The 13,032-nt window shown below is 63.1% G+C and carries 13 protein-coding genes; 12 read left to right on the forward strand and 1 reads right to left on the reverse strand.

Annotated elements, in window-relative coordinates:
* The first annotated feature begins 27 nt into the window (after nt 1–27).
* The 12 genes from P6U28_RS18170 to P6U28_RS18225 are packed head-to-tail and all read left to right on the forward strand — an operon-like array spanning nt 28 to nt 10,808.
* On the forward strand, nt 28–1,029 hold the full coding sequence (locus P6U28_RS18170; protein WP_407122882.1) for an NAD-dependent epimerase/dehydratase family protein: 1,002 nt from the start codon (nt 28–30) through the stop codon (nt 1,027–1,029).
* Nucleotides 1,026–1,646: a hypothetical protein gene (locus tag P6U28_RS18175; protein ID WP_407122883.1), complete on the forward strand. Its 621-nt coding sequence runs from the start codon at nt 1,026–1,028 to the stop codon at nt 1,644–1,646. The genes P6U28_RS18170 and P6U28_RS18175 overlap by 4 nt, the downstream gene beginning before the upstream one ends.
* Nucleotides 1,643–2,680 (forward strand): phosphotransferase, encoded by a 1,038-nt coding sequence (locus P6U28_RS18180; RefSeq protein WP_407122884.1) that lies wholly within the window; start codon nt 1,643–1,645, stop codon nt 2,678–2,680. The genes P6U28_RS18175 and P6U28_RS18180 overlap by 4 nt, the downstream gene beginning before the upstream one ends.
* Complete coding sequence (locus P6U28_RS18185) at nt 2,655–3,503, forward strand: transketolase (protein ID WP_407122885.1); 849 nt, start codon at nt 2,655–2,657, stop codon at nt 3,501–3,503. Before P6U28_RS18180 ends, P6U28_RS18185 begins: the two co-directional genes overlap by 26 nt.
* A 10-nt stretch (nt 3,504–3,513) precedes the next feature.
* Nucleotides 3,514–4,470, forward strand: coding sequence for a transketolase family protein (locus P6U28_RS18190; protein ID WP_407122886.1), 957 nt, complete (start codon nt 3,514–3,516; stop codon nt 4,468–4,470).
* Nucleotides 4,471–4,478: 8 nt separating this feature from the next.
* On the forward strand, nt 4,479–5,585 hold the full coding sequence (locus P6U28_RS18195; RefSeq protein WP_157280570.1) for a DegT/DnrJ/EryC1/StrS aminotransferase family protein: 1,107 nt from the start codon (nt 4,479–4,481) through the stop codon (nt 5,583–5,585).
* The gene (locus tag P6U28_RS18200; protein ID WP_407122888.1) at nt 5,575–6,693 is read left to right on the forward strand and encodes a DegT/DnrJ/EryC1/StrS family aminotransferase; all 1,119 of its coding nucleotides are present in this window, start codon (nt 5,575–5,577) and stop codon (nt 6,691–6,693) included. Before P6U28_RS18195 ends, P6U28_RS18200 begins: the two co-directional genes overlap by 11 nt.
* Nucleotides 6,690–7,496, forward strand: a complete 807-nt coding sequence (locus P6U28_RS18205; protein WP_407122889.1) for a sporadic carbohydrate cluster 2OG-Fe(II) oxygenase — start codon at nt 6,690–6,692, stop codon at nt 7,494–7,496. The genes P6U28_RS18200 and P6U28_RS18205 overlap by 4 nt, the downstream gene beginning before the upstream one ends.
* Nucleotides 7,489–7,881 carry an LIC12192 family sporadic carbohydrate cluster protein gene (locus P6U28_RS18210; RefSeq protein WP_407122891.1) on the forward strand — a complete coding sequence of 131 codons (393 nt, stop codon included), beginning with the start codon at nt 7,489–7,491 and terminating at the stop codon, nt 7,879–7,881. Before P6U28_RS18205 ends, P6U28_RS18210 begins: the two co-directional genes overlap by 8 nt.
* Before the next feature lie 19 nt (nt 7,882–7,900).
* A complete protein-coding gene (locus P6U28_RS18215; RefSeq protein WP_407122892.1) occupies nt 7,901–8,566 on the forward strand; it encodes a class I SAM-dependent methyltransferase in 666 nt (221 codons plus the stop codon).
* Nucleotides 8,544–9,128, forward strand: a complete 585-nt coding sequence (locus P6U28_RS18220) for a WbuC family cupin fold metalloprotein (protein ID WP_407122893.1) — start codon at nt 8,544–8,546, stop codon at nt 9,126–9,128. The genes P6U28_RS18215 and P6U28_RS18220 overlap by 23 nt, the downstream gene beginning before the upstream one ends.
* Before the next feature lie 9 nt (nt 9,129–9,137).
* The gene (locus tag P6U28_RS18225; RefSeq protein ID WP_407122894.1) at nt 9,138–10,808 is read left to right on the forward strand and encodes a hypothetical protein; all 1,671 of its coding nucleotides are present in this window, start codon (nt 9,138–9,140) and stop codon (nt 10,806–10,808) included.
* Nucleotides 10,809–10,848: 40 nt separating this feature from the next.
* Here P6U28_RS18225 and P6U28_RS18230 read toward each other — a convergent pair whose 3' ends face one another.
* On the reverse strand, nt 10,849–12,888 hold the full coding sequence (locus P6U28_RS18230) for a hypothetical protein (protein WP_407122896.1): 2,040 nt from the start codon (nt 12,886–12,888) through the stop codon (nt 10,849–10,851).
* Nucleotides 12,889–13,032 lie beyond the last annotated feature (144 nt).

Below are 13,032 nucleotides of genomic sequence, written 5' to 3' on the forward strand. Positions count from 1 at the left end.
GCAAAAGAAAAATTCCGGAGAGCGACAGTGATTGGTCAGAAATGGAATGTGATGGTCACCGGTGGCGCCGGCTATGTCGGCAGCGTGCTGGTTCCTCAGCTGCTGGCGGCGGGCCACAACGTCACCGTGCTCGATCTGTTCATGTATGGCGAGGACGTCTTCAACGCCGTTCGCGACAATCCGAACCTGCGCCTGATCAAGGGCGACATTCGCGATGAGGCCGCGGTCAACGAGGCCCTGCGCGGCAACAACGCTGTGATCCACCTCGCCTGCATCTCCAACGACCCTTCGTTCGAATTGGATCCGGCACTCGGCAAATCCATCAACTACGATTGCTTCCGTCCGATGGTGCGCGCCGCGAAGAAAGCCGGCATCAAGCGCTTCATCTACGCATCGTCCTCCAGCGTCTATGGCATCAAGGATGAGGCCGAGGTGACCGAGGAATTGTCCTGTGAGCCGCTCACGGACTACTCGAAATTCAAGGCGATGTGCGAGACCGATCTTGCCGATGAGGCCGCGTCGGGCTTCGTCACCTGCACGGTTCGTCCCGCCACGGTCTGCGGCTATGCTCCGCGGCAGCGGCTCGACGTCGTCGTCAACATCCTGACCAACCTCGCGGTCAACACCGGCCGCATCCGCGTGTTCGGCGGAACGCAGAAGCGGCCCAACCTGCACATCGAGGACATGTCCGCGGCCTACCTGTTCCTGCTGCAGCAGGATGACGCGAAGATCGACGGCAAGACCTACAACATCGGCTACGAAAACCACTCGCTGATGAAGATCGCCGACATCGTCAAATCGGTGGTCGGAAACAATGTCGACGTGGCGGTCGAGCCGACCGACGATCTCCGGTCCTATCACGTCTCCTCGGAGAAGATCCGCCGCGAGCTCGGATTTGCGCCGACGCACACCATCGAACAGGCCGTGTCCGGCCTCGTCGATGCCTTCAAGGCCGGCCGTCTGCCGAACTCGCTCAACGATCCCCGGTATTTCAACATCAAGATGATGCAGAACATCAGCCTGAAGTGAGCGGCGTGCGGATCGGCATCGATTTCGACAATACGATCATCTGCTACGACAAGGTCTTCGCCGCCGTCGCGCGCGAGCGTGGACTGGTGCCGGAGAGCTGGGACGGGCTAAAGACCGACGTACGAGACTATCTGCGATCCCGCGCCGGCGGCGAGCTCGACTGGCAAGCGCTGCAAGGCTTCGTCTACGGCAAGGGAATTGGCGGCGCCGAGATTTATCCTGGCGTTCGCGAGTTCCTCGCTGCGTGCCGCAACGCCGGCGCGAGCGTCTACATCGTCAGCCACAAGACGCAGTTCGGCCATCAGGATCCTGACCGCGTCGACTTGCGCGAGGCCGCGCGCGGCTGGCTGAGGGGTGCGGGTCTCATCGGCGCAGCCGATGCGACGCTGGCCGTGAGCGACATTTATTTCGAGGATACGCTGGCGGCCAAGGTCGAGCGGCTCGCGAGCCTGCAGCTCGATATCTTCATTGACGATCTCGTCGATGTCTTCGAGCAGCCGCATTTTCCAAAAACTACGCGATCGATCCTGTTCACGCAGTCGCGGCCTCCCCATCCCAAGCATTGCGAGCCGATCGCGACCTGGGCCGATATCCACCGCGGAGTGTTCGCGGCATGAGCGAGCCCGAGCTGAGCGCGCAGGATGCGATGGCAATCGGCAGCCGCCTGGCCAGTGCAGCGGTCGCGGCCGCCCAACCGGCGCGGTCCGGCGGCAACAACCGGGTGTTTCGGCTGGAAATGGCGGAAGGACCGCCCCTCGCCCTCAAGCACTATCCATCCGACGGGCGCGATCGCCTGGGACAGGAATATGACGCGCTCTCGTTTCTGTCGCGCCACGGCATCACGTCGACGCCGCGCCCCATCGCGAAAGATCCGGCAGCATTCTGCGCACTGTATCAATGGTTCGATGGTGACGCCGCGGTCCTGCATCCCCGGCATGAGGATGCCGACCAGCTGGCCGATTTCCTGATCGAGCTGCAAAGGCTGCGCAACGCTGAAGGTGCTGAGACTTTGCGGAACGCGTCAGCAAGCGTCTTTTCGCCCGAGGCAGCCATCGCCCAGTACGAGCAACGCCTGGACGCGTTGAGGCGGGCCTCGGATGATCATCCGGATCTGCGCGCGTTTATGGACGGCAGCCTGGTTCCCAGCACTGCCATCGCAATCCGGCAGCTGCGTCGACGCTATGCGGAACTTGGCCTTGATCCCGCAGCGGACCTCGCGCCCGCCCATCGCGCATTGAGCCCATCGGATTTCGGATTGCACAACGCGTTGCGCGCCGGCGATGGCAGGCTGCGATTCATCGACTTCGAATATTTCGGCTGGGACGATCCGGTCAAGCTCGTGTCCGACACCGCGATCCATCCCGGCAGCAATCTACCCGCGGCCGGTGCCAACCGACTGATCGAACGGCTCTCGCGCGCGTTCGAAGCTGGGGATGACGCGTTTGCGATCCGCCGTGACGTACTGTATCCTGTGTTCGGGGCGATTTGGTGCCTGATTGTCCTGAATGCCTATTTGCCGGAAAGCCGCTCCCGGCGCGCCCTGGCTGCGCAAGGTGGCGATCTGACGGTCCGCCTTGCCGGCCAGCTCGAAAAAGCCCGCCGGCTCCACCAAACGATTTGCCAACGTGATCCAGATCTCACCCCACGCTGAAGCCGCTCTCACCTGCACGCTGGACGAGCGCAGCCTTTATTTGCGCCGCCTGGTGCTCGGTTCTGTGCGTTCCGCGGGACGCGGCCATGTCGGACCTGCCCTGTCGCTGATCGAGATGGTCCGCGTGCTCTACGACGACGTGCTGCGGATCGATCCGAACAATCCGCGCGATCCCGATCGCGACCGTGCCATCCTCAGCAAGGGACACGGTTGTCTGGCGCTCTATGCGCTCTTGGCCGATCGCGGCTTCTTCCCGCTTGCGGAGCTGGTAGGCTTTTGCGGGCCCGACAGCATTCTGGGCGGGCATCCCGAATACGGCATGGTGCCGGGCGTCGAGGCCTCGACCGGCGCGCTCGGCCATGGCCTGTCGATCGGTGTCGGCCTCGCGCTCGCCGCGCGCATGCGCGAGCGCAGCTACCGGACCTTCGTGCTGCTCGGCGACGGCGAGATCAACGAGGGATCGGTGTGGGAAGCCGCCATGGGTGCGGCCAAGCACGGCCTCGACAATCTCGTCGCGATGATCGACTACAACAAGCTCCAGAGCTACGGACCGACGGATTACGTCCTGCCGCTCGAACCCCTCGCGGACAAGTGGCGCAGCTTCGGCTTCGCCGTGCAGGAGATCAACGGCCACGACGTCGGCGCGTTGCGCACCGTCCTGAAGCAGGTCCCGGCCGTTCCAGGCAAACCCACCGCGATCATCTGCCATACCGTCAAGGGCAAGGGTCTGCCGGCCGCAGAATCCAACGCCGACTGGCATCACAAGAACAAGCTGACCGACAGCGAGCTCGACGCCATCCGCGTCGCCGTCGGCGATTTTTGATCGGCTCCCCATGCGCAACACCGCGATGAACATGGTCCACAAGCTTGCCGCGCGCGACGAGCGGGTGCTTTACATCGGCTCCGATCCCGGCGCCGGCACGCTGCGCGCGATGAGCAAGGAGTTTCCCAAGCGCCATCTGATCGAGGGCATTTCGGAAGCGCACATCATCGGCATGTCGGCCGGTCTGGCGATGGAAGGCTTCGTGCCCTACGTCAACACCATTGCGACCTTCCTCACCCGCCGCTGCTACGAGCAGGTGGCGGTCGACCTCTGCCTGCACAACCTGCCGGTGCGGCTGATCGCAAATGGCGGCGGGCTCGTCTACGCGCCGCTCGGTCCCACCCACCAGGCGATCGAGGACATCGCCATCATGCGGGCACTGCCGAACATGACGGTGATCTGCCCGTGCGACGCCGACGAGGCCGCGCGCATGATGGAGCAGACGCTGCACTGGAAGGGCCCGATCTACATCCGGCTCGGCAAGGGCGGTGACGCGATCGTCTCCAAGGCCGAGCACGGCTTCGAGATCGGCAAGGCCATCCTGATGCGCCCGCCGGGCGACGTCCTCATGGTGACCACCGGCATCATGCTCCAGCGCGCCCTCGCGGCCGCCGACATGCTGGCCGCGCAAGGCATTCGTGCCGGCATCCTGCACATGCATACGGTGAAGCCGCTCGATACGGCGGCACTTCTGCAGGCGATCCGCGGCACCAAGCTGGTGGCGACGTTGGAGGAGCACGTGCCCTCCGGCGGCCTCGGCAGTGCCGTCGCAGAGGCGCTGATCGACAAGCTCGGCTCCGGCTTCCCCGCGATGCTGCGGCTGTCGCTGCCGGACCGCTTCATGCACAATTACGGCTCGCAGGACTCGCTGCTGAAGAAGCACGGGCTCTCCGCCAACGCGATCGCGACCTCGGTCGAGCATGCGCTCGCGGCGTCGCGCACCTCTCCTCAACTTCATTCCATCTGACGGGCCACATGTACGACGTTCGATATTCCTATCTGCTCGAGCAATTCGCCGATCCCGCACCGATCCTGGCCGAAATCGGCCGCTTGGTCGCGACCGGTGATTTCACCCTTGGCAAGCCTGTCGCCGAATTCGAGAAGCGCTTTGCCGAGTTGATCGGCGTGCGTCACGCCATTGGCGTGGGATCAGGCACAGACGCGCTCAAGCTGCCGCTCAAGGCGCTCGGCATCGGCCATGGCGACGAGGTCATCACCGCCGCCAACACCTTCATCGCCACCGTCGGCGCGATCGCGGAAACCGGCGCCACCCCGGTGCTTGTCGACTGCGATGATTCCTTCTGCATGAACGTCGACCAGGTCGAGGCCGCGATCACTGAGAAGACCAAGGCCATCATGCCGGTCCAGTTGACCGGCGAGGTCACCGACATGGGCAAGCTGATGCCCATCGCGCAGCGCCACAACCTGCCTGTAGTCGAGGACGCCTGCCAGGGCATCTTGTCGGAGTTTGCGGGCAAGCGGTCCGGCACCCATGGCATCGCGGCCGGCTTCTCTCTGCATCCGCTCAAGAACCTCAACGTCTGGGGCGATGCCGGCGTCGTCGTCACCAATGACGACGGCATGAACGAGAAGCTCCGCCTGATCCGCAATCACGGCATGAAGAACCGCGACGAGATCGCGATCCTCGGCTGCAATTCGCGACTCGATTCCCTTCAGGCGGTGGTCGGCAACTGGCTGATCGGCCAGACCAGCGAGATCACGCGGCGCCGGATCGAGAATGCGGCCTACTACGATGCGGGTCTCGCCGGCCTGCCCGGCCTGCGCGTCCCGCCGCGGCGGCCCAACGTGAAGCACGTCTATCATCTCTACATGGTGTTCGCCGAGCGCCGCGACGAACTCTACAAGTACTGCCTGGACAACGGCATCGAGGCCAAGATCCACTATCCGATCCCGCTGTATCAGCAGGAAGGCCTCAAGCATCTCGGCTACGCCCCCGGCACCTTCCCGGTCACCGACCGCCACGCCAAGGAAGTCATCAGCTTCCCCGTCGACCAACATCTGACGCGCGCCCAGCAGGACCGGGTCATCGAAACCGTTCGGAAATTCTGCCATGGACGCTGACACCGGCCGCCGGCGCATCGGTTACGTCAATCTTCCCGCGCAATTCGAGGAGGAGCGCGGCGAGATCATGCAGGCGGTCGAGGGCGTATTCCAGCGCGGCGACTTCATCGGCGGGGCGGCGGTCGGAAAGCTCGAGGAGGAACTGTCGGCCTATCTCGGCTCGCCGCATGTCGTGACGCTGAATTCCGGCACCGACGCGCTGATCCTCGCCATGCGGGCGCTCGACATCGGCCCCGGCGACGAAGTCATCACCCCTCCGAATTCGTTCGTGGCATCGACCGCCGCGATCATCGCGGTCGGCGCCACGCCGGTGTTTGCCGACGTGCTGCCGGACCAGAACGTCGATCCAGCCGCAGTCGAGGCCGCCATCACTCCGCGAACTAAGGCGATCATGCCGGTGCACCTGACCGGGCGCATGGCCGACATGACCCCGCTGATGGCGATCGCGGCCAAGCATGCCCTTGCCGTGATCGAGGACAGCGCCCAGGCGATCGGCTCGACCTATGACGGCCGGATGAGCGGCACCATCGGCACGTTCGGCTGCTTCTCCGCCCACCCCTTGAAGAATCTCAATGCCGCCGGCGATGCCGGCTTCCTCGTCACCGCCGACGGCGATCTCGCCGCCAGAATCCGCCGGCTGCGCAATCACGGCCTGATCAACCGCAGCGACGTCCAGGAATGGGGCATCGTGTCACGGCTCGACACGCTCCAGGCCGAGGTGCTGCGGATCCGCCTGCGCCACCTGCCGTCGGTGATCGAACGCCGGCGGCGCAACGCCGCGCAATACCGCGCCGAGCTCGCCGGCCTACCGCTGTTCGTTCCGCCCTGCCGCAACATCGAGTTCAACACCTTCCACACCTTCGTCGTGCAGACCGATCGTCGCAACGACTTCCAGAAATATCTTGCCGAAAAGGGTATTGAGACCGCGATCCACTATCCGGTTCCAATCCACCTGCAGCCGGCGGCGGCGCATCTTGGTCATGGCCGCGGCGCGTTCCCGGTGACGGAACGGCAGGCAGACCAGATCCTCACCCTCCCCATCAACCAGTTCCTCTCGGCTTCCGACATCAGCTATATTTGCGCGACCGCCCGGGAGTATTTTGCATGACGGACACGGACTTCCTGCACGCCGACGAGCAGGCGCTGGCGCAGCGCTTCATCGACGACGGCTTCGTCACCACGCCGGCCGACGATCGCGCCGGGCTCGACCGGATCCAGCGCCGTGCCGCCGAGCTCGCGGCGGACTATCTGAAGCTGCCGCACAGCAACGATCCGTATGCGATGCTCGACACTATCCACACGCGCGTGAGCGTAGACGATCTCAACGGACTGCGGCTGCACGTCTTCACCGGCCTCAACGCCGAGCCCTGGTTCCGGCCGACCTACTTTCGTCTCGCGCGTTCGACGATCGAGACCATCGTCGGCAACGAGCTCTGCATGCAGCGCCGCGTCAATCTCAGCATCCAGCTCCCCGGCGACAGCTCGTCTCTGCTCGCCACCCATTCCGACGTCTGGTCCGGCGACTCGCCGTTCGAGGTCGTGGTGTGGGTGCCGCTGGTCGATGTCCATCGCACCAAATCGATGTATCTGCTGCCGCCGTCCGTCAACGGTGAGATGCAGGAGCGGATGGCCAGCCTGCGCAGTGCCGAAGAGCTGTACAAGACCATCAAGCCGCACGCGAGCTTCATCGAGATTCCCTACGGTCACGTCATGCTGTTCAACCAGACCCTGATGCACGGCAATCGCGTCAACGAGGAAGCCGGCACGCGCTGGAGCATGAACTGCCGCTTCAAGAGCATCATGTCGCCCTATGCGGACAAGCGCTTCGGCGAGTTCTTCGAGCCGATCCTGCTGCGCCCCGCGACAAGGGTCGGCATGCAATACAAGCTGCCGGGAGGCTTCCATGGCTGAGCGGGCCGGTCATCGCGGCTATATCGGCGCCCGGCCGCTGAACGGCAGCCGCACCCCGCAGCACGTCCAGAACATCGTGATCCGCGACTATGCGCGGCGCAAGAACCTGCACTATCTGCTGAGCGCCGCCGAGCACACCATGCCGGGCAGCTACATGGTGCTCGAGGACATCCTGGACGAGCTGCCGCAGCTGCGCGGCCTGATTCTCTACAGCATCTTCATGCTGCCGCCCGACGAGGCACGACGGCGGCAGATTTACGACCGCGTGCTGCGCGAGGGCTGCGACCTCCATGCTGCGGTTGAGGAGATCACGCTGGCGTCGCCGAAAGATATCCAGGCCGTCGAGGACATTCTGCTCGTCAGCAAGTTCGCAACCATCCTGTGACGATGCAGCGGACCGATTGATGGCCGAGATCAACCTGCTCCAGCCGATGCACGCATCGACCAAGCGGAACTACGTTCAGCGGGTCGTTGAGCACGACAAGGCTGAATCCGCCACCGTCGCGCGGCAATGGGGACGCGACTACTGGGACGGCGACCGGCGCTACGGCTACGGCGGCTATCGCTACGACGGACGGTGGCGCCCGCTGGCGCAGACTCTGATCGACCGCTACGGCATCAGGCCGGGCATGAGCGTGCTCGACGTTGGTTGCGGCAAGGGCTACCTGCTCTACGAGTTCACCCAACTCGTGCCCGACCTAAGGATCGCCGGCATCGACATCTCCGAGTACGGCATCGCCAACGCCAAGGAAGAGGTGCGGCCGTATTTAAGGGTCGGCAGCGCCGTCGAGCTCCCCTATCCCGATCACAGCTTCGATCTCGTCGTGTCGCTCGGCGTGCTGCACAATCTTGCGCTCGAGGACGTGTTCCGCGCGGTGCCCGAGATCGAACGCGTCGGACGCGGCACCTCGAAATATCTGATGGTCGAATCCTTCCGCAACGAGCGCGAGAAGGCGAACCTCCTCTACTGGCAGCTCACCTGCCTGAGCTTCCATGGTCCAGAAACATGGGCCTGGATCTACGACAAATGCGGGTACCGGGGCGACCATGGGTTCATCTTCTTCGAATGAAGCAGGCCTGCGCCGGCCGGCCTCTTTGCGCGCGCAGAATCCGGAAGTGTATTATTCGGATGACCCCATCGTCACCGCGGACGACGCCACGATCGCGGAGCTGAAGCGCATCGCCGCCGGCAATCCGCGTCTGCGCAGCCGGCTGTGCACGCACCCCGACCCGTTGTCCGGCCTGCATGAGATGCTGATCGTGCATCACCGCGAAGCCTATGTGCGGCCGCACAAGCATTTCGGCAAGCCGGAGTCCTTTCATCTGATCGAGGGCACCGCGCGGATCGTCATCTTCGAGGACGACGGCCGAATTCGAGATGTGCTCGACATGGCGCCCTACGGTCAGGGCAAGCTGTGCTACTACCGGATGCCCGAGGAAGTGTTTCACTCGATCCTGATCACGTCGGAATGGCTGGTGTTTCATGAAACCACCTCCGGCCCGTTCGATCCCTCCCGCACGGCATTCCCCGACTGGGCGCCGGACGGCAGCGACGCAGCGGCGGTCCGAGGCTACCTGGCCGAAGTCGACGCTCTTGCGGCCGCGTATCAAGGCAGATCGCCCCTGGCGTAGACGGTCGCGATGAACATCCAGAACGAACGCGCGCCATCGGACGCCGTCTACCTGTGGGTCGCCGGAATTCTTGCCCTTGCTGCAAGCGCCCCGGCGCTGTTTGCCCGGCAGATATTCGGCGACGACTGGACGGTTTACTACATCTACTGGACTGAAGGCGCGGCGAGCGTCGCCCGCCTGATGTGGCAGGCCGCCCATGGCGGCTATGCGATCCCGATGGAGCTTTTCGTAGCACTCGGTTCGGATACGCCGAGCCTCGCCGCACGGATCACCGGGCTGACGTGCCATTTGCTGAGTGGCCTGCTGCTCTATCGGGCCTTGGGGCTGTCCGCCTATACCCGCCCCGTCGCGGCGCTGACCGCCGCACTCTTCCTGCTGACTCCGTTCTATGTCATCCGGCTGACTTTCAACGCGATCTACGATTTCTTTCTGGTCTTCTATCTCCTGTCGCTCGTGCTCATGGAGGCGCGATCGCGGGCGCTTCGATGGATCGCGCCGCTCTGTCTGTTCTTCTCGCTCTCGCTGGAGACCTTGATCGCGCTCGAGCCGTTGCGTTTGCTGGTCGCCTGGCGTGCGGGCGAACGGTGGACGGCATGGCTCGCGCGGCTCGTCCCATTCTGGCTGATGATCGTAGCGGTTGTCGTGCTGCGAGTGACGATCATGGGAAAAAGCGGCCATTACGCCGAGCAATATGCTCCGGTACACGATATCAATGTCGTCGCCGCCGCGTTCGTCACGCATCTGCGCGCATTTCCCCGCGCTGTGGCCTACGCCTTCGACTACGCTGCAGCGATGTTCGGCCGCGGAGTCTTTGCTGCGCTCATGCTGACGGTGATTGCCGTTTGCGGGCGCCTGTCGCGGACCAAATCTCCCTTCACCTCTGCAAGATCCCTTCTGCTGCTCCTGCTGGGGACCGTAATCACAGTGCTCGGCGCCGTTCCCTATGCGCTGGTCGGCATCTACGGGGATGTGACGCGCGGCGAGTCGAGGCTGCTGTTTCCCTCGCAGTTCGGCGTTCTGCTGCTCCTGGCGACAGCGATTCAGCTGGTTCCGAGCGCGCGGCTCAGGGCGGCGCTCGCGGGCTCCGTCATCGCCGTGTTCGCGTTGTCGATGGCCCACGATGCAAAATGGCTGCTATATGACGGCCTCGTCACCACGGATCTGACGCGCCAGGTGCGGGCGGCCCTGCTTGCCGACCCTGAGCCGAAGGTTGTCGAGATCAAGATCATCCCCGCCAGTTGGACTCTGCTCTTCAGACAGCGCTGTCTCGGCGCGGCCGATATGAACGCTGCGCAGATGATCCTGCGAGATGGGCAGCGCCAGCCGTCATTTGCCTATACCGACAACTGCGGCGATTTCACCAATCCAGCTTTTGTGCCGGCGGGCCGCTGCCCGGTGTCTTACATCGACGACAGCCAGCCCTGCCCGGCGCGACGTGAAACGTGGCAGTATCAGGCCACACCGGGCATCCCGCCGCTTGATGAAATGGGCCTGCTCGAACTGCTGGCGTCGGAGCGCCGCACCGCTTCGTCCACAACAGGAGGCCGCGGCCAACTGACCCGGACTGCGGACGGTCGGCAGGTGCCGCTGCCGCGGAGCGAGTACCGTCCTCCCTGTAGCCGGGCTGGGGTACGGCCTCTGCTCTGGTTGCTGGCAATGCCCGCTCCGGCCTGCGACTAGCGCCTTGGCGCCAGCCACAGCCCGAGCGAATCTCCCCCCGTTATTTCTTCAAATAGAGGTCAAGGTCTTTTCCGCTCTCCGCAAGGCGATACTGCTTGCTGAGAACATCCTTGATCCTCGCCTCCGCCCAAGCGTAGCCCAACGAGGAGCCGCGATCGATAAACAGCTTGTCCGCATTGGCCAGGCTCATATCGAGGTGATGCAGGTCAAAGACCGAGATGGACGGAACGAAGTAGTATTTGGGAGCCCGTTCCGCCTCCAGCAAGAATACCCAGTCAATTCGCGAGATAAGGGCCGCACGCTCATCTGGACCGACATGTTTCTTGATCAGGTCGAGATCCTGTTGGGGCGCGTAATACTCATCGCCTTTCCATTGCGTGAGTGGAAAGGGATGCACCGTATTCAGCGCGATGCTGGGGTAGCGCAGATACGACTGCATGCCGTGCGGAATCGTCGGCTGTTTCGGATCAAAGACGAAGCAGACGTAGATCGCCGTCAGTGCAAACGCAGCTGAGCATGCGGAGCGTCGCCCTGCGCTTCCCCAGTGAGGAACGACATATCTCTCGATGAACTGCCGAAGCCACCAGGCCGACACGATCAGATGGGGCAGCGAATTTTGATGCCAAACCGCGAGAAGCGAACGGTTCACCCATTTGAAGGTCAGGAAACATCCAATGATCGCGAGGAACAGGATGGCGGCGCGATCCGGTGAAGGACGCTCCGCACCCAGAATGAACGACCGGGACAAGACGGCGATCGTCGCAACCGCAAGGCCGGGAGCCAGCAGGTTGCTGATCAATCCCCAGTTCAGGCCCCAATCGATGAACTCGAGCCCCCACATCGCCTTTCCATACAGGAGGATCGGCTCAAAAAGATCGGCATGAAAGGCGAAGCCCAAGGCATTCCTGCCATAGGCTGCCGCGGAGATTCCGTAGAACGCAATCAGGGCCGATACCGTGACGATACTCGCGAGCCTGAACCGCCCGGGGATGCGGGCAAATACGACGAAGAAGGAGATCGCACCCGAAACAGTGATGGCGATTCCGGTTTCAAACATGATGCAAAGGGATGCCCCCATGACGACGCCGAGGAGACATGCCGACAGTGCATCGGGCCTTCTATAGAGCCGGACGAAAAGTCCGACAGCGATCATCAACAACGGAAATCGGATCGGCCAGGCCGACGGACCAAACAGCGAATTGCCCTCGGTCTGGAAGTTGAGAAAGAATGCCGTGACCGTAATCGCCGCGCCCCAGAAGACCGACTGGAACAGCCAGGAGATCAGCAGAAACGCGGAAATGTAGAACAGCGTCGTCACGGTGCAGATCGTCCAGACGTAGTTCTCCAGCGTATGCAGAAGCGATGGAGTGAGCAGATGGAAAAACAGCGGTCCTGTCAGCAGCGAGTAGTGTGACGTGTAGTCAGCGCCGAGGCTCAAGGATGGAATGAACCTATAGAGCGCCGGTCCGATCATATAGGACACGATGTGCTGCTCGGGTCCGATGCGCGCCGCCATCGAGGTGATGGAGTGCGGGAACATCAGTACCGTCAGGATCGCGGCAAACACCACCAAGAACAGCAGCCGTCGAATCGTCCACAGCGTCCAATTCTCATCCGCAAGCAGTTGTGGCGCTCGGTACGATCGGGTCGTCGGCAGGTAGTGCGGATGCAGCACCCCTGCCGCCAGGACGATCGTGGCAAGCAGTAGCGGCAGCCATGCGATATGTTGGCGAAGCGGCTGATAGCCGAGGTGCAGGAGCGGAATGCCGATTGCGATGCAAGCCAGGCTGATCGCTAGCCGGGACTGCCGCCTGAAATAGCCGAGCCAGATGGCGGCCAGGACAGGCCCGATCACGATCCAGCCGGTCAGCAGGTATTTTTCGAAGAACTTGATCTTGATTCGATCCGGCTCCAGCTCGAGAGACGTCACCAGCGACTTGTCGATGGCGTTGAAGTACCTGACGCCCAGCGGATCGGAGAGGGACATTGGCCACGAGAACAGCGCGAGGAAAAATAGTGCAAAAGCCATCGCCACGACCAGATCGTTCAGTTCGTTGTCGTGCTGCCGTCCTAGCTTCATGGAAACCTCGTGGGTGACATGACCCAACTAGTGCTGTGGGGAGGTCGAGACTGCGTCTGGTTACTCAGGTGGTCGGAAAGAACGGCGAAGCCCTGCGCCGCTGCTTTGACAGACGAAAGACATGGCAGGCGCCTCGCTTGTCAA

The sequence above is a fragment of the Bradyrhizobium sp. STM 3561 genome, from assembly GCF_045571455.1.
Classification (GTDB): domain Bacteria; phylum Pseudomonadota; class Alphaproteobacteria; order Rhizobiales; family Xanthobacteraceae; genus Bradyrhizobium; species Bradyrhizobium vignae.

Bases quoted from the DNA above. Each gene is read 5' to 3' on its own strand.
- P6U28_RS18180 (WP_407122884.1), top strand. From the start codon at position 1,643: ATGAGCGAGCCCGAGCTGAGCGCGCAGGATGCGATGGCAATCGGCAGC.
- P6U28_RS18190 (WP_407122886.1), top strand. From the start codon at position 3,514: ATGCGCAACACCGCGATGAACATGGTCCACAAGCTTGCCGCGCGCGAC.
- P6U28_RS18195 (WP_157280570.1), top strand. From the start codon at position 4,479: ATGTACGACGTTCGATATTCCTATCTGCTCGAGCAATTCGCCGATCCC.
- P6U28_RS18200 (WP_407122888.1), top strand. From the start codon at position 5,575: ATGGACGCTGACACCGGCCGCCGGCGCATCGGTTACGTCAATCTTCCC.
- P6U28_RS18205 (WP_407122889.1), top strand. From the start codon at position 6,690: ATGACGGACACGGACTTCCTGCACGCCGACGAGCAGGCGCTGGCGCAG.
- P6U28_RS18210 (WP_407122891.1), top strand. From the start codon at position 7,489: ATGGCTGAGCGGGCCGGTCATCGCGGCTATATCGGCGCCCGGCCGCTG.
- P6U28_RS18215 (WP_407122892.1), top strand. From the start codon at position 7,901: ATGGCCGAGATCAACCTGCTCCAGCCGATGCACGCATCGACCAAGCGG.
- P6U28_RS18220 (WP_407122893.1), top strand. From the start codon at position 8,544: ATGGGTTCATCTTCTTCGAATGAAGCAGGCCTGCGCCGGCCGGCCTCT.
- P6U28_RS18225 (WP_407122894.1), top strand. From the start codon at position 9,138: ATGAACATCCAGAACGAACGCGCGCCATCGGACGCCGTCTACCTGTGG.
- P6U28_RS18230 (WP_407122896.1), bottom strand. From the start codon at position 12,888: ATGAAGCTAGGACGGCAGCACGACAACGAACTGAACGATCTGGTCGTG.